This window comes from Pseudoflavonifractor sp. An44, assembly GCF_002161675.1.
Taxonomy (GTDB): Bacteria; Bacillota; Clostridia; order Oscillospirales; family Oscillospiraceae; genus Enterenecus; species Enterenecus faecium.
On sequence record NZ_NFIH01000005.1, the window covers coordinates 99,619 to 115,223 of the forward strand.

The following is a 15,605-nucleotide window of genomic DNA, read 5'->3' on the forward strand; positions in this document are numbered from 1 at the left end:
AATTTTCGGGGCAGAGGAGTACACTGACAGACAAACAGGCAGAGTAGGTGCGCACGTGTTATGCTTCCCTTGATGGGGGAGACAGTGCCGGCGGGACGGGGAGTTGTCCGCCGGACGAATAGCACGAGGGGAGATCCCCCCAGGCTTGCAGTGTGCCCACCGCATCCCGCTGCCGCATAGCGGAGCCATTGTCCCTCCTTTGTGCGGCGTTCCCGTTTCCGGGCTGCCCGTGCAAAGGAGGTATTTTTATGGACAAACACCCGCCCCTGACCACAGGGGCACAGGCAGTGGAGTATATCCACTCCTTTTCCTGGCTGGGCAGCCGCCCCGGCCTTTCTCGCACCCGGCAGCTGCTGGCTGCCATGGGCAACCCGGAGCAGAAGCTCCAGTTCATTCACGTTGTGGGCACCAACGGCAAGGGCTCCACGGCGGCCATGCTGGCCTCGGTGCTCACCGCCGCTGGCTATACCACGGGCCTGTACACTTCCCCCTACATCCACCACTTTGAAGAGCGGATGACGGTGAACGGGGAGGAGATCACCGGAGACGAGCTGGCCGCCATCACGTCCTGGGTGGGAGGGCTGGCCGACCAGATGGAGGAGCACCCCACGGAGTTTGAGCTGGTGACCTGTGTGGCCCTGGAGTTCTTCCGCCGTCGGGGCTGTGACATCGTGGTGCTGGAGGCTGGCATGGGTGGCCGCCTGGACTCCACCAACGCCATCCCCGCTCCCCAGGCGGTGGTCATCACCAACATCGGCCTGGACCACACCGCCCAGCTGGGCAATACCGTGGAGGCCATTGCCACTGAGAAGGCGGCAGTCATCAAAGACGGCTGTCCTGTCGTCCTCTATGAGCAGAAAGAGAGCGTTACCCAGGTGGTGCGTGAGACCTGTCAGGCCCATGGGGCCTCCCTCACCATTGCCCGCGCCCAGGATGTGGTCCTGAACCGGGAGAGCCCGGAGGGGCAGTGGTGGAGCTGGAAGGGGCAGTCCCTCTTTGTCCCTCTGCTGGGGGACAACCAGCGCCACAACGGCGCTGTGGTGCTCGCCACCCTGGAGGCCATTTCCGCCAAGTATCCCGTCTCGGCCCAGGCTTTGGCCCAGGGGCTGGAGCGGGTGCGCTGGCCCGGCCGATTTGAAGTCCTGTCCCGTAACCCCTGGTTTGTGGTGGATGGGGGGCACAACCCCCAGTGCGCCGCCACCGTGGCGGACAACCTCACCCGCTATTTCCCGGGAAAAGCCCCGGTGCTCCTCATGGGAGTGCTGGAGGACAAGGACCGGGCGAGGCTGTGCGAGCTGGTGGCCCCGTTGGCCCAGGCCTTTGTCACCATCACGCCCCCCAGCCCTCGGGCGCTGGACGCTGAAACTCTGGCCCACGAACTGACGGCCTACGGAAAGCCGGCCTATGCTGCCGCCTCCATCTCCCAGGGGGTGGAGCAAGCCATGGAGCTGGCGGTCGCGGACGGGCTGGTGTGCGCCCTGGGCTCTCTGTACTCTGTGGGAGAGATTCGCACCTGTGTATTGTCGAAAAAGGGAGATTTGTCATGAATAAAAAGTTTTCGGTTCTGATCTTGGCCCAAGTGGCCGTTTTGCTGGCCATGGAGGTGGTGCTGTCCCGCTTCTTCTCCATCGCCACCCCCATCACCAAGTTTAGCTTTGCCTTTGTGCCCCTGGCGGTTTGCGGCGCCCTGTTTGGTCCGGTCTGGGGCGGCGTCATGGGAGCCTTGGCGGACCTGCTGGGCGCCATCCTCTTTCCCATCGGCCCCTATTTCCCCGGCTACACCTTAAACAATGCCCTCCACGGGGTGGCTCTGGGCATGGCCCTGAAAGAGGGGCGGAGAAAGTGGTGGCAGCTGGCCCTGGCGCTGGTGTTCAACCACGTGGTCATTGGAATCTTCCTGGCGGCCCTGTGGGGACACATGCTCACGGATAACCCCTATTGGGCCGTGGCGGGCGCCCGTGTGGTGCAGGCTGCGGTGATGGCTCCGGTACAGTTTATCATCATCCGGCTCATGCAGCGCCCGGTGGAGCGGTACGCCGACCTGTCCCACAGACGTGGCGTGGCGTAACCTCAAATTTCATAATGGATACCATGTCCGCATACCTTCTTGGATAGGAGGTGTGTGGACATGGCTTTTTTATCCCAAATCAGCGGCGTGCTCTGGGGCGGTCCGCTGTTGGTGGGCTTTCTGGCGGTGGGGCTGTACTACTCCCTGCGCACAGGGTTCTTCCAGATCTTCGGTCTGCCAGTGTGGTGGAAGCACACGGTGGTGGCACTGTTTCAACGGCAAAAGGCGGAGCAGGGGGGCGTCACCCAGCTGCAAGCTCTGTCCACGGCCTTGGCGGCCACCATCGGCACCGGCTCGGTGGCGGGGGTGGCGGCGGCCATCTTCTTCGGCGGTCCGGGGACAGTGTTCTGGATGTGGATGTCCGCCCTGCTGGGGATGATGACCGGGTGCGCAGAGAAAATCCTGGCCATTCAATACCGGGAAAAGGACGAGAAGGGCCAGTGGCGGGGTGGACCCATGACTTACATCCAACTGGGACTGAAACTGCGGTGGCTGGGCTGTGTGTACGCTCTGCTGTGCGTGGCGGAGACTCTGGTGGGGGGCAACCTGGCCCAGGCCAATTCCATCGCCACCGCGCTGGAGCGGTCCGTGGGGCTTTCCCCGAAAGTGGTGGGAGTGGTGCTGGCAGTGGTGGTGTCGGTGGTGCTCATGGGGGGCATCCGCCGGGTGTCCCGGCTCAGCCAGCTACTGGTGCCGGTGATGGCGGTGATCTTCATCGGCGGCGGGGTAGGGGTGATTGCCGTCAACGCCCAGAAGCTCCCCCAGGTGATGGAGCAGATTGTCACCTATGCCTTTGCCCCCAAGGCAGTGGTGGGGGGCTACTCCATAGGCCTTGCCCTGCGCTACGGATTGGCCCGGGGGGTGTTCAGCAACGAGGCGGGGGTGGGCATGTCCGCCATGGCCCACGCCTGCGCCCAGGTGGAGCACCCAGGCAAGCAGGGGATGTGGGGCATCTTCGAGGTGTTCTTTGCCACCCTGGTCATTTGCACGGTGACATCCCTGGTCATCCTTACGTCTGGGGTGTATGACCCGCTGGCGGCCCAGGAGATGATAGCCGCCGGGGAGATTCCCCGGGAAATGCTGGGCAGCAACCTGGCCGCCTCCGCCTTTGCCTCTCTGTGGGGAAAGGCAGGGGAGTGGATGGTGACGGTGAGCCTGACCCTCTTTGCCTTTACCTCCCTGGTGGGGGCGGGCTACTACGGGCATCGGGGGGTGGAGACCCTCACCAAGTCGCCCCTGGTGTTGGGGGTGTACCATGTGGTGTTTCCCCTGTGCGTGGTGGCGGGGGCTGTGGGAGACTTGGCGGCGGTGTGGGAGTTGGTGGACCTGTGTAACGGCCTGTTGGCCATACCCAATCTGGCCACCCTGTTGCTGCTGTCTCCAGTGGTGCTGCGCACCCTAAACGAGTGGCTGAAGAAAAAATAAAAAGAATTTGAAAAAAGGTGTTGACATTGGCGGAGAATCTGGTATAATGACCTTCGTTGACCCGACAGAGGCCACACGGAGTGGTATCGAAGAGGTCATAACGAGCACGATTGGAAATCGTGTGACGGCCAAAAACCGTCCGAGGGTTCGAATCCCTCCCACTCCGCCAAAACCCCGAACGTTTTGCGTTCGGGGTTTTCCTTTTTTCCGACACGGACTACCTCAAAGGTCACTGGGATGGAACGGAACGATGCCCCTGGTGGAAGCAGTCTTTTCTTGGCTGCTTCCACCGTTTCTTTTTGTGGCTCAGAGACCAGCCTGGAGCGGGTCCTGACCCGGAAAATCGTTCTCTATATTTTTGTGTGCAAAACGCACAAAAACGGGAAAATATGGTCAAAATTTAGATGATATGTGTGTATGTTGCCTGAAATGGGCGAGATGTTTAGTCAAAATGACGGAGCAAAAGGGTTGCAAAGCGGTTTAAAATGGGTTACAATACGGTTACAATTTGACAACAAATTGAAACAAGGAGCGATTGAATGAATGTGAAGGTGACCAGCGCAATGCTGGCGACACTCATGGCATGCACATTGATCCAGCCCAGTAAAGCAGTTCAGCCTCAGGTTTCTGAGCCCGCTGTCGTCGAGCAGTTGGGCAGCGCAGATGAACTGATGGCCGTGGTTTCTGCCGAGGCGATCGTGGCCCGGCAGGCCGCAGAGAACATCCAGCACCCCCAGGGCATTGGCCTGTATCTTGACTCCGTCGCACTGTTGAACGTGGGGCGTGAGATGATCGGGGGAGAGTGTTACGTAACCGTGAAATCTTTCCTGGCCGCCGCCCAGCCCCAGGCTGTGGTGGAGCAGGTGGACGGCGGTGTGTCCGTGTCCGCCACCGACCCGGCGACCCAGGAGACTCTGCAGATGTCGGTGTACGACGGCGCCTGTTACGTGGTGGCCAACGACCGCTATCTCTATCTGGACCAGGGTGTGGTGAACCTGAACGGGGATCTGGCGATTCCCGTGGATACCCTGGCTGAGATTCTGAACCTGAAGCTGGTTCGGGACGATGCCACCGGGTACATCCGCCTGTACACCCAGGAGGGCCAGGGCTATATCACCCCTGGCAGTTCCTATTACAACAGCAATGATCTCTATTGGCTCTCCCACATCATCTATTCGGAGAGCGGCAATCAACCTATGGCGGGGAAGATCGCAGTGGGCAACGTGGTGATGAACCGCGTGGCCAGCTACAAGTTCCCCAACACGGTGGAGGGCGTGATTTTCCAGAAGAATCAGTTTAGCCCTGCCTCCAGCGGCTCCATTCACCGCGATCCCAACTGGGAGAGCGTGGTGGCAGCCAAGCTGGTGCTGGACGGAGCGGTGGTGCTGGATAACGCTCTGTTCTTCAACCGGGCAGGCCTGGACTGCTACGCCTCCCGGAACCGTGCCTATGTGGCCACCATTGGCGGCCACTCCTTCTATGCCTAACGAGTGTCCTGTGCCCCCCAATTTGGGGGGCACAAAATTTTTTCAAAAAATCGAAAAAAGGGGGTTGACATTTTTCGTATACGTGCTATACTAAGCAAGGCTCAAGCGAGCGGCGCAAAACAAAGCGCAAGACAAACGAACAAACATAGCGGATTAGTGTAATGGTAGCACACCAGACTCTGACTCTGTTCGTGAGGGTTCGAATCCTTCATCCGCTGCCAAACGGACATGACCTTGGTCATGTCCGTTTTTCTTTTTCTCAGAAAAACCCACCTCTTGCCTGAAACGGGGCAAAGTGATATAATAATTTGCTAATGTGGGTATCCCCGGGATAAACGAGGCCTGGGAGTCATACCTATGAAGAGAAGAGTGAATGCTTTGTAGGGACCGAATGTTCCATGGAGTGATTCCACCGATAAAGGAGAATGGTCATGAAGATTGTGGTATTGGCGGGCGGACTGAGCCCGGAGCGGAATGTCTCGCTGTCCAGCGGCTGCAAGGTGTGCACCGCCCTGCGCCAGCGGGGGCACCAGGTGGCCTTTGTGGATATGTTCCTGGGCACCCACGCCCCGGTGGAGACCCTGTTTGACGCACCTCTGGACGAGGAGCTGACCCGGGTGGGCCGGGTGGCCCCCGACCTGGAGCAGGTGAAGGCCTCTCGCACTGACGGGGGCGCCAGCCAGTTCGGCCCCGGAGTGCTGGAGCTGTGTGCTCAGGCGGACGTGGTGTTCCTGGCCCTCCACGGAGCCTGCGGCGAGGACGGCCGGGTGCAGGCCGCCCTGGACCTCATGGGCATCCCCTACACCGGGGCCAACTACCTGGGCTCCGCCATCGCCATGGATAAGGACCTGACCAAGCGCATCGTAGCCCCTCTGGGGGTGCAGACCCCCAGCTGGGAGCTGGTGGACTACACCGCAGCGGACATCCCCGGCCTGGTGGAGCGTCTGGAAGTGCCCTGCGTGGTCAAGCCCGTGGACTACGGCTCTTCCATCGGCGTGTCCATCCCCCGCACCAAGGAGGAGCTGCAGGCAGCTCTGGAAGAGGGCCTGGAGCTGGGCGGCCGCTGTGTGGTAGAGCAGTATGTGTCCGGCCGGGAAATCCAGGTGGGCATCCTGGAGGGAAAGGCGCTGCCCTCCATTGAGATCATCCCCAAAGAGGGATTCTATGACTATGAGAACAAGTACCAGCCTGGGGCGGCGGACGAGATTTGTCCTGCCCAGATTCCCCAGCTGTGGGAGCAGCGGCTGGCTGAGGCCGCTTTGAAGGTGTTCCACGGGGTGGGCCTGGCGGTGTACTCCCGGGCGGACTTCATTGTCACCGAGGACGGCACCCCCTGGTTCTTGGAGATCAACACCCTGCCCGGCATGACTCCCACCAGTCTGCTGCCCCAGGAGGCGGCGGTGGTGGGCATCGACTACGGCACCTTGTGCGAGCGCATCATTGAGGCATCCTTGCAGGCCCGCAAGGCGGGACACTGAGGAGCAGTAAAGGAGAAGAAAAGATGGAAGCTTTGACATTGGCGCAGCTACTCCAGGCAGTGGGCGGCACCCTCATCGGAGGGGAGGCCGACCTGAATCAGACGGTCACCGAGGTGTGCACCGACAGCCGCAGTGTCCCCCAGGGCTGCCTGTTCCTTCCCCTGGAGGGGGAGCGGTTTGACGGCCACTCCTTCATCAACAGCGCCCTGGAGCAGGGGGCGGTGGGCTGCATCACCGCCCGGGAGCGGGAGAGCTACCTGCCGGGGAAGTTCTACATCAAGGTGCGATCCACCCAGCGGGCCCTGCGGGACCTGGCCCGGTACTATAAGGAGATGTTCCACATCCCCTTTGTGGCGGTGACCGGCTCGGTGGGCAAGACCACCACCAAGGACATGGTGGCGGCGGTGCTGGGGGCCAAGTACAAGGTGCTGAAAACCGAGGGCAACTTCAACAATGACATCGGACTGCCCCTCACCCTGCTGCGCCTGGATCACACCCACCAGATCTGTGTGCTGGAGATGGGCATGGACCACGCCGGGGAGATCGACTACCTCAGTGAGCTGGTGGAGCCAGATGTGGCCCTCATCACCAATGTAGGGGACTCCCACATTGAGAACCTGGGCAGCCGGGAGGCCATCTTTGCCGCCAAGTGTGAAATCTTCAACCATCTCAAGGCGGATGGCACCGCCATTCTCAACGGGGACGATCCCATGCTTTCCACCCTCAAGGGCAAGCTGCCCCAGACCACCTACATGGTGGGTAGCGGGGAGGGGCTGGACTACACCGCTTTTGACATTGACAGCGACGGGGCCAGCCACATCTCCTGCCAGGTGAAGACCCCCCACAGCAAGTTCCAGGCGGATATCCCCGCCCTGGGCACACACATGATCTACCCCACCCTCATGGCCACCGCGGTGGGCGAGCTGTTCGGCATGGAGGCCGACGAGATCACCCGGGGCATCCGGGCGTTCCTCCCCACCAAGATGCGGATGAATGTGGTCAACTGCCCTGGGGACGTGGTGATTTTGAACGACGCCTACAACGCCAATCCCCAGTCCATGCGGGCAGCTGCCGCCGTGCTGGGCGACGCCAAGGACCGCCGCCGTGTGGCCGTGGTGGGGGACATGAAGGAGCTGGGCGCCAATAGCGCCATGTTCCACCAGGCGGTGGGCGGCTACTTCGCCCAGGCCGGAGTGGAGCGACTCATCGCCATTGGTGATCTGGCCAAGCACATGGCCCAGGGAGCCGTCCAGGCGGGCATGAGCCAGGAGCAGGTCTCCTATTTCCATGACCTGGAGGAGGCCAAGGAGGCGCTGAGCCGGGAAATCCGGGCGGGGGTGACCATCTTGGTCAAGGCCTCCCGGTCCATGGCTTTTGAGAAGATTGTAGACTATCTGACGGCCCAGACCCAGAAATAACAACCGGGTTAGAGGCCGGTGGACGAGGAGAACGGAATGATTGATATACAGTTGACCGGCCTGGTCAAAGAATTTGAAGTGGGCAGAAAAATCCTGGACGGGTTCTCCCTCCAGGTGGATACCGGGGAGCGGGTGGGCCTGCTGGGCCGCAACGGCGCCGGCAAGACCACCATCTTCCGCATCATCACCGGCGAGGTGGAGGCGGACGAGGGCACCGTCACCATCGCCCCCGGTAAGCGGGTGGGCCTCATCTCCCAGATTCCCGTCTACCCCGAGGGGTACACGGTGGAGGACGTGCTGGACACCGCCTTTGAACGCCTGCACAACATCGAGCGGGAGCTGGCCGAGCTGGGGATGAAGATGGGGGACCACCCCACCCAGAGCGTCATGGAGCGCTACGACAAGCTCACCGCCGCCTTTGAGGCGGGGGGAGGCTACCACACCAAGACCCAGCTCAACAAGGTGTGCAACGGCCTGGCCATTGACCAGGATATGAGAGGACGGCTTTTTTCCGCCCTGTCCGGTGGCGAGAAGACCCGCATCAATTTGGCCCGTCTCATCTTGGAGGATACGGATATCCTCCTGTTGGACGAGCCCACCAACCACTTGGACCTCAACGCCACCGAGTGGCTGGAGGAGTATCTGGAGCATTTCCCCGGCACCGTCCTGGCCATCTCCCACGACCGATGGTTCCTGGACAAGGTGGTGCGCCGGGTGGTGGAGCTTCAGGACGGCAAAGCGGAGTTGTACTCCGGCAACTACACCTTCTACGTGGAGGAGAAGGAGCGGCGGTACCAGGAGCGGCTGCGCCAGTATGAGAAGGAGCAGGCCAAGATCGCCCAGTTGGAGCAGGCCGCACAGCAGATGCGCCTGTGGGCCTTCCAGGGCAACGACAAGCAGTACAAGCGGGCCATCAACATGGAGCGGCGCATTGAGCGCATGAACACCACCGCCAAGCCCACCCGGGAGAAGAAGATGACCACCCGGTTTGGGGAGCGGGAGTTCCACGGAGACGAGGCCATGGTGGTCACCGGGCTGTCCAAGCACTTCGGAGATCGCACCCTCTTCTCAGATTTGAATCTGGAAGTGGCGGGGGGCGAGCGCATTGCCCTGTTGGGAGACAACGGCACCGGAAAGTCCACCTTCCTGAAAATTCTCATGGAGGAGGAGGCCCCGGACCAGGGCAGTATCTACCTGGGCCCCTCCATCCGGGTGGGGTATCTGCCCCAGATCATCCACTTCGATCACCCGGAGCGCAACCTGGTGGACACCATGCTCTACGCCCAGAACTGCACCACCCAGGAGGCCCGGGACCGTCTGGCCTCCTTCCGGTTCCGGGGGGATGACGTGTTTAAGTCCGTGTCCACCCTGTCCGGCGGCGAGCAGTCCCGGCTGCGGCTGTGCATGCTCATGGACAGCAAAATCAACCTCCTGGTGCTGGACGAGCCCACCAACCACCTGGATATCGACTCCCGGGAGTGGATGGAGGAGGCGGTGGCGGAGTACGGGGGCAACCTGCTCTTTGTCTCCCACGACCGCTATTTTATCGAGAAGTTTGCCACCCGTGTGTGGATGCTGGAAGACGGCAAAATTCAGGACTTCCGGGGCACCTACGGGGAGTTCCGGGCCTGGCGGGAGCGGCAGGCCCAGCTGAAAAATGCCGCCAAGGCCCAAGTACAGCCGGAAAAGCCCAAGGCGGAGGAGAAGCCCCGCCGTTCCGGCGGCACCAAGGAGCTGGAAAAGCAGGTGCGGGCTGCCGAGCGGGCAGTGGAAAAGGCGGAAATCCGCCTGGACGAGCTCACGGGCGAGCTGGAGGCCGCCGCCAGCGACTACCTCAAGGCCCAGGAGCTCTATGAGGAGCGCAGCCGCCTGGAGGATGAGCTAGCCCACCTGTATACCCAGTGGGAGAACCTGGCTGCCCAGCTGGAAGAGGCCAAGGGGTGAGAACATGACGGACAAACTCAGAGGCATTGAGCAGCGGTACGGGGAGATTGAGGCCCGTCTGGCTGCCAACGAGACCTATGAAGACCCGGACCTGGTGTCCCGGCTCAACAAGGAGCAGCGGGAGCTGGAGCCCCTGGTCACCGCCTACCGCAGCTGGTGCAAGGCAGGGGAGGACCTGGCGGGAGCGGAGGAACTGCTCTCCGACCCGGACTTTAAGGACCTGGCCCAGGAGGAAATGGCAAAGGCCCGTGAGGAACTGGAGCGCCTGGAGCAGCTCATCCGAGAACTGTTGTTGCCCCGGGACCCCAACGACGACAAAAATGTCATTGTGGAGATTCGTGCCGGAGTGGGCGGGGAAGAGTCCGCCCTCTTTGCCCACTCTCTTACCCGCATGTACACCATGTACGCGGAAAAGCGGGGCTGGAAGGTGGAGGTCAACAGCGTCAGCGAGACCGAGCTGGGTGGCGTGAAAGATATCTCCCTGACCATCTCCGGGGACGGGGCCTACTCCCGGCTGAAATTTGAGAGTGGGGTGCACCGGGTGCAGCGGGTGCCGGAGACGGAATCCGGCGGCCGAGTGCACACCTCCACCGCCACCGTGGCGGTGCTGCCGGAAATGGAGCAGGTGGACGTGCAGCTCAATCCCGCCGATGTGGAAATGCAGGTCTACCGGGCCTCTGGTGCCGGTGGCCAGCACGTGAACAAGACCTCTTCGGCGGTGCGCCTCATCCACAAGCCCACGGGCACGGTGGTGGAGTGCCAGCAGGAGCGCAGCCAGTTCCAGAACCGGGAGAAGGCCATGCGCATTTTGGCCTCCATGCTCTACGACCAGGAGCAGCAGCGCATTTCGGAGGAATACGGAGACCAGCGGCGCAGCCAGGTGGGCTCGGGTATGCGCAATGAGCGCATCCGCACCTACAACTTCCCCCAGGGGCGGCTCACCGAGCACCGCATCGGGCTGACCATATACAAATTGGACGCTGTCATGGACGGAGATCTGGACGAGATCATCGACGGGCTCATCACCGCCGACCGGGCCCAGCGGCTGAAACAAGGAGAGGGCTAGAGAAATGTATACCCATGTGATTTTTGACTTAGACGGAACCCTCCTCAACACCATTGACGACCTGGCCAACGCCGGAAACTGGGTGTGCACCCAGCGGGGCTGGCCCACCCACACGGTGGAGGCCTACAAGACTAAGGTGGGCAACGGCATCCCCAAGCTGGTGGAGCGGTTTGCCCCCCAAGGCACGTCCCAGCAGGAGCTGGAGGAGGCTCTGGCCCAGTTTATGGACTACTACGGGGCCCACAAAGAGGACCTCACTGCCCCCTACTGGGGGATGGCCCAGGTGCTGGACGCCTTAAAGCAGGCGGGGGTGGGCATCGGCGTGCTCACCAACAAAGCTCACTCTCTGGCTGGAGCGGTGATGGAGCGGTACTACCCCGGGGTGTTCACCCACATCCAGGGGGCACTGCCCGACCAGCCCACCAAGCCCGACCCCACCTTGCTCTATGCCCTCATGGAGCAGATGGGAGCTAAGCCGGACACCACCCTCTTTGTGGGGGACAGCAATGTGGACATCCAGACCGGGAAAAACGGCTCGCTGGACACCTGTGGGGTGCTGTGGGGCTTCCGCAGCCGCTCCGAGCTGGAGCAGGAGGGGGCCCACCACTTGGTGGAGCGGCCCGGACAGCTCCTCTCCCTGGTGCTGGGCCGTCCTGAGACCCAGACCCTGGCCCCCCATGAGGTGGAGGCGGCGGCAAAGCTGCTCGCCCAGGGCCAACTGGTGGCGGTGCCCACCGAGACGGTGTACGGACTGGCCTCGGACGCCTACATCGAGGAATCGGTGCGGGCCAACTACGAGGCCAAGGGCCGCCCGGAGGAGAAGCCCCTGAACGTGCTGGTGGACGGCATGGACATGGTGGAAGGGGTGTGCCGGGACATTCCCACTGAGGCCTATATCTTGGCCAAAGCTTTCTGGCCGGGTCCTCTGACCATGATTTTGTGGGGCAAGGGCACCCTGCCCTCCATCGTTCCCGCCGGAGGTGCAACCCAGGGGGTGCGCTGCCCCGACCACCCGGACACCCTGGGGGTTATCCGGGCTCTGGGCCATCCTCTGGCCTGTCCTTCCGCCAACATCTCCGGCCACCCCAGCCCCAAGAACGCTCAGCAGGTGCTGGAGCAGCTGGACGGCCGCATTGGGGCGGTGCTGGACGGTGGCCCCTGCTCGGTGGGGGTGGAGTCCACCATTGTGAACCTGACCGTAAAACCCTTCCGCATCCTCCGCCAGGGCGGCCTGAGCCGCGAGGCCATTGAGCAGGCCCTGGGATGTGAGGTGGAGGGATGAGCTTCACCATCATTGGCCTCACCGGGCCCACAGGAGCGGGAAAGACCACCGTGCTCCACGTGCTGGAGGGCATGGGGGCGGCGGTGCTGGACGCCGACGCCATCTACCATGACCTCACCGTGTCCAGTCAGCTCATGCGCCAGGAATTGCAAGAGCGGTTCGGCCCGGACATCTACGATGACCAGGGGGTGCTGCTGCGCAAGCAGTTGGGGGCCAGGGTGTTTGGAAATTCCCAGGCTCTGGAAGATTTGAATGCCATCACCCACCGGTATATCCAACTGGAAATCCAGCGCCGTTTGGACCAGGCCCAGGCGGAGGGAAAGCAGGTGGCGGTGGTGGACGCCATAGCCCTCATTGAGAGCGGAGTGGCGGACATCTGCCACATCACCGTGGCGGTGGTGGCCAAGGCGGAGACCCGCATTGGGCGCATCATGGCCCGGGACGGCATCGACGAGGCCTATGCCCGCAAGCGGGTGGAGGCTCAGAAGCCAGCGGAGTTTTTTGAGACCCACTGTCAATACACCTTACACAACGACGGAGACGACCCGGGGCAGCTGGAACAGCAGGCCACGGCGTTGTTTGCCCATATATTGCACAGATAAACATATAGGAGGTTATACCCATGGAAGAGAACAACAAGGGAAAGCTGCTCCGGGAGCAGCTGCTCAACCAGAAGAAGAACGGCTGGGACAAGGTGGACGAGGCCACCGAGCACGCCATTTTTGATTACTGCGAGGGCTACAAGGTCTACCTGGATAAGGGCAAGACCGAGCGCACCTGTGTGGACTACACCGTGGAGCTCATTGAAGCTGCCGGTTTTGTGCCCCTGGAGCGGGGCATGGAGCTGGTTCCCGGCATGAAGGTCTACCGGGTCAACCGGGGCCGCGGCATCAACCTGGCTGTCATCGGCTCTGCCCCCCTGGACCAGGGCGTGTCCATCGTGGCTGCCCACATCGACGCCCCTCGTCTGGACCTGAAGCCCACCCCCCTCTATGAGGACAGCGAGATCGCCTTCCTCAAGACCCACTACTATGGCGGCATCCGCAAGTACCAGTGGGTGACCATTCCCCTGGAGTTGCGGGGCGTGGTGGTGCTCAAGGACGGCTCTGTGGTGAATGTGTCCGTGGGCGGCAATCCCGGCGATCCCCAGTTCACCATCAACGATCTGCTGCCCCACCTGGGCGCGGACCAGTCCAAGAAGCCCCTGGGCGAGGCCATTCCCGCCGAGAGCCTGAACCTGGTGGTGGGCAGCCGCCCCCTGAAGGACGACGAGGGCGACGGCCGGGTGAAGCTGGCGGTGATGCAGATTCTCAACGAGAAGTACGGCATCACCGAGGCCGACTTCATCTCCGCCGAGATCGAGGCGGTCCCCGCCTTCAATGCCACCGACATCGGCTTTGACCGCACCCTGCTGGGCGCTTACGGCCACGACGACCGGGTGTGCGCCTACGCTGGCCTGAAGGCCATGCTGGACCTGGAGGGCACTCCCTGCCGTACCGCCGTGTGCGTGCTGGCTGACAAGGAGGAGATCGGCTCCGAGGGCGTGTCCGGCATGCAGTCCGCCTTCTTCGACACCTTCATGGAGGACCTGTGCGACAGCCAGAACGTGCCTCTGCGGGCCTGCTATGAGAAGTCCTTCTGCCTGTCCTCCGACGTCACCGCCGCCTTCGACCCCAACTTTGCTGAGGTCTATGAGCGCAACAACTCCGCCTTCGTCAACTATGGCGTGGGCCTGAGCAAGTACACCGGTGCCCGCGGCAAGGGCGGCTGCTCCGATGCTGGTGCCGAGGCTGTGGGCTATATCCGCCGTCTGCTGGACGACCGCGGGGTTCTGTGGCAGATGGCCGAGCTGGGCAAGACCGACCAGGGCGGCGGCGGCACCGTGGCCTGCTATATGGCCAACCGCAACATCGACACCCTGGACGCCGGTGTGCCCGTGCTGTCCATGCACTCTCCCTTTGAGACCGTGTCCAAGCTGGACTGCTACATGACCTACGCAGCCTGCCGGGCTCTGTACGAGGGCTAAGAGTTCCGTTCAAAGGGAAAACGGATTCTGATGTTTCGCATCTGCGGGTGCGAACGCTGCGAGGCTTTTTGCCGTTTGCAGGATAAAGCGCCCCATTCCTGGAAATACTATCCGGGAAGGGGGTGCTTTTGCATGAAAAAAGAGGATAACAGCGGGGGAACACAGCCTGCGGAGGAGCAACAGCAGCAACTCACCGAGCTGGGGGCCTCCACGGTGAAGACCGGGTGCGGGACCATTCAGACCCTCACCATCATCGGCCAGATCGAGGGCCATCAAGAGGCCCCGGAAGGGGCCAAGACCACCAAGTATGAGCACGTGCTGCCCCTGCTCACGGCGGTGGAGGAGAGCGACGAGGTGGACGGACTGCTGATCCTGCTCAACACCATGGGGGGTGACATCGAGGCGGGGCTGGCCATAGCCGAGATGATTGCCGGGATGTCTAAGCCCACGGTGTCTCTGGTGCTGGGGGGCGGCCACTCCATCGGGGTGCCTTTGGCGGTGTCCGCCAAGGAGTCCTTCATTGTGCCCTCCGGGGCCATGACCATCCACCCGGTGCGGCTCAACGGTATGGTCATCGGAGTCAGCCAGACCTTCCACTACTTCCAGCGGGTGCAGGAGCGGATTTTGGACTTTGTCACCCACAACAGCTCCATCACCCGGGAGCGACTGGAGAAGTTGATGCTCAACACCCAGGAGATGGCCGCCGACATGGGCAGCATCGTCTACGGCCAGCAGGCGGTGGAGCTGGGGCTCATTGACCACCTGGGCGGGCTGTCCGATGCTATGGCCTGCCTGCGCAAGCGCATGAAGAAATATCGTAAGAAGTGAACATCCCGCTCTGGTTATCCAGAGCGGGATGTTCATTTAGCGCAGGGGAAGACGGCGAACGGGGCCGCCCTGCTTTTTCTTTTGGTAGAGAGAGGGGCCGTAGAGGAAGATCACTGCCAACACGGCGGATATGCTGGCCTGAATGATAAAGGCCATGTCCACGGCCAGATTGGCCGTGGAGGCATCGGGACTGTCGGGATTGTATTTGATGGTCAGGGAGTCCCCGGCCTTGAGATCGTCGCTGGAGCGCTGAGCGGTGCCGGTGTAGGTGGTGTCTCCTGCCTCATATTGGTACTCCACCTCATACACCGTGGTACCATTCACCTGGGAGTCGGTGACCTCCACCACCTGGGCAGTGGCAACCGTCCACTCGGTCTGGTCCCACTGGGTCTGGAAGTTGGAATAGCCGGAGATGAAGATGCCAACGGCGCTGACGGCAAATACGAAGCCCAGAAACAGGATGAAGTTGAAGAGAAAGCCTGAAGACTTCGCCTGCGGCTGGTTGTGTGTTTTCTTTTGTTTCATGTTGATTCACCCCAAAAAGTATCAGGGACAGGGGAGACGCACCGTCCCATGTCCTTTC

Annotated in this window: 13 protein-coding genes, 2 tRNA genes and 1 riboswitch; of the genes, 14 read left to right on the forward strand and 1 reads right to left on the reverse strand. The window is 61.9% G+C overall.

The genetic code is table 11. From position 1 onward, the window contains the following. Positions 1-37: 37 nt before the first annotated feature. Positions 38-174: riboswitch (THF riboswitch) on the forward strand. Positions 175-248: 74 nt separating this feature from the next. The 14 genes from B5F98_RS03810 (at position 249) to B5F98_RS03875 (ending at position 15,022) form a co-directional block, all read left to right on the forward strand. Continuing rightward, on the forward strand, positions 249-1,547 hold the full coding sequence (locus B5F98_RS03810; RefSeq protein WP_087369683.1) for a folylpolyglutamate synthase/dihydrofolate synthase family protein: 1,299 nt from the start codon (positions 249-251) through the stop codon (positions 1,545-1,547). Continuing rightward, positions 1,544-2,068, forward strand: a complete 525-nt coding sequence (locus B5F98_RS03815; RefSeq protein ID WP_087369685.1) for a folate family ECF transporter S component — start codon at positions 1,544-1,546, stop codon at positions 2,066-2,068. Before B5F98_RS03810 ends, B5F98_RS03815 begins: the two co-directional genes overlap by 4 nt. Before the next feature lie 60 nt (positions 2,069-2,128). Continuing rightward, positions 2,129-3,493 carry a sodium:alanine symporter family protein gene (locus B5F98_RS03820; RefSeq protein WP_087369687.1) on the forward strand — a complete coding sequence of 455 codons (1,365 nt, stop codon included), beginning with the start codon at positions 2,129-2,131 and terminating at the stop codon, positions 3,491-3,493. A 77-nt stretch (positions 3,494-3,570) separates the two neighbouring features. After that, positions 3,571-3,662 (forward strand) — tRNA-Ser (locus tag B5F98_RS03825). A 409-nt stretch (positions 3,663-4,071) separates the two neighbouring features. Continuing rightward, a complete protein-coding gene (locus B5F98_RS03830; protein WP_158099771.1) occupies positions 4,072-4,980 on the forward strand; it encodes a cell wall hydrolase in 909 nt (302 codons plus the stop codon). A gap of 147 nt (positions 4,981-5,127) precedes the next feature. Then, a tRNA-Gln gene (locus B5F98_RS03835) sits at positions 5,128-5,201 on the forward strand. A gap of 210 nt (positions 5,202-5,411) precedes the next feature. Beyond that, on the forward strand, positions 5,412-6,458 hold the full coding sequence (locus B5F98_RS03840) for a D-alanine--D-alanine ligase (protein WP_087369691.1): 1,047 nt from the start codon (positions 5,412-5,414) through the stop codon (positions 6,456-6,458). A 23-nt stretch (positions 6,459-6,481) separates the two neighbouring features. After that, complete coding sequence (gene murF, locus B5F98_RS03845; RefSeq protein WP_087228918.1) at positions 6,482-7,876, forward strand: UDP-N-acetylmuramoyl-tripeptide--D-alanyl-D-alanine ligase; 1,395 nt, start codon at positions 6,482-6,484, stop codon at positions 7,874-7,876. A 36-nt stretch (positions 7,877-7,912) separates the two neighbouring features. Beyond that, a complete protein-coding gene (abc-f, locus tag B5F98_RS03850; protein WP_087369693.1) occupies positions 7,913-9,820 on the forward strand; it encodes a ribosomal protection-like ABC-F family protein in 1,908 nt (635 codons plus the stop codon). Between the two features lie 4 nt (positions 9,821-9,824). After that, positions 9,825-10,886 (forward strand): peptide chain release factor 1, encoded by a 1,062-nt coding sequence (gene prfA / locus B5F98_RS03855; RefSeq protein WP_087369695.1) that lies wholly within the window; start codon positions 9,825-9,827, stop codon positions 10,884-10,886. Positions 10,887-10,890: 4 nt separating this feature from the next. Then, positions 10,891-12,168, forward strand: coding sequence for an L-threonylcarbamoyladenylate synthase (locus tag B5F98_RS12905; RefSeq protein WP_158099772.1), 1,278 nt, complete (start codon positions 10,891-10,893; stop codon positions 12,166-12,168). Then, a complete protein-coding gene (gene coaE / locus B5F98_RS03865) occupies positions 12,165-12,770 on the forward strand; it encodes a dephospho-CoA kinase (protein ID WP_087369697.1) in 606 nt (201 codons plus the stop codon). The genes B5F98_RS12905 and coaE overlap by 4 nt, the downstream gene beginning before the upstream one ends. Positions 12,771-12,790: 20 nt before the next feature. Next, positions 12,791-14,194, forward strand: coding sequence for an aminopeptidase (locus tag B5F98_RS03870; protein WP_087228903.1), 1,404 nt, complete (start codon positions 12,791-12,793; stop codon positions 14,192-14,194). A gap of 132 nt (positions 14,195-14,326) precedes the next feature. After that, positions 14,327-15,022: an ATP-dependent Clp protease proteolytic subunit gene (locus B5F98_RS03875; protein ID WP_087369699.1), complete on the forward strand. Its 696-nt coding sequence runs from the start codon at positions 14,327-14,329 to the stop codon at positions 15,020-15,022. Positions 15,023-15,058: 36 nt separating this feature from the next. Here B5F98_RS03875 and B5F98_RS03880 read toward each other — a convergent pair whose 3' ends face one another. Next, positions 15,059-15,547, reverse strand: a complete 489-nt coding sequence (locus B5F98_RS03880; RefSeq protein ID WP_087369701.1) for a DUF3592 domain-containing protein — start codon at positions 15,545-15,547, stop codon at positions 15,059-15,061. Between the last annotated feature and the right edge of the window lie 58 nt (positions 15,548-15,605).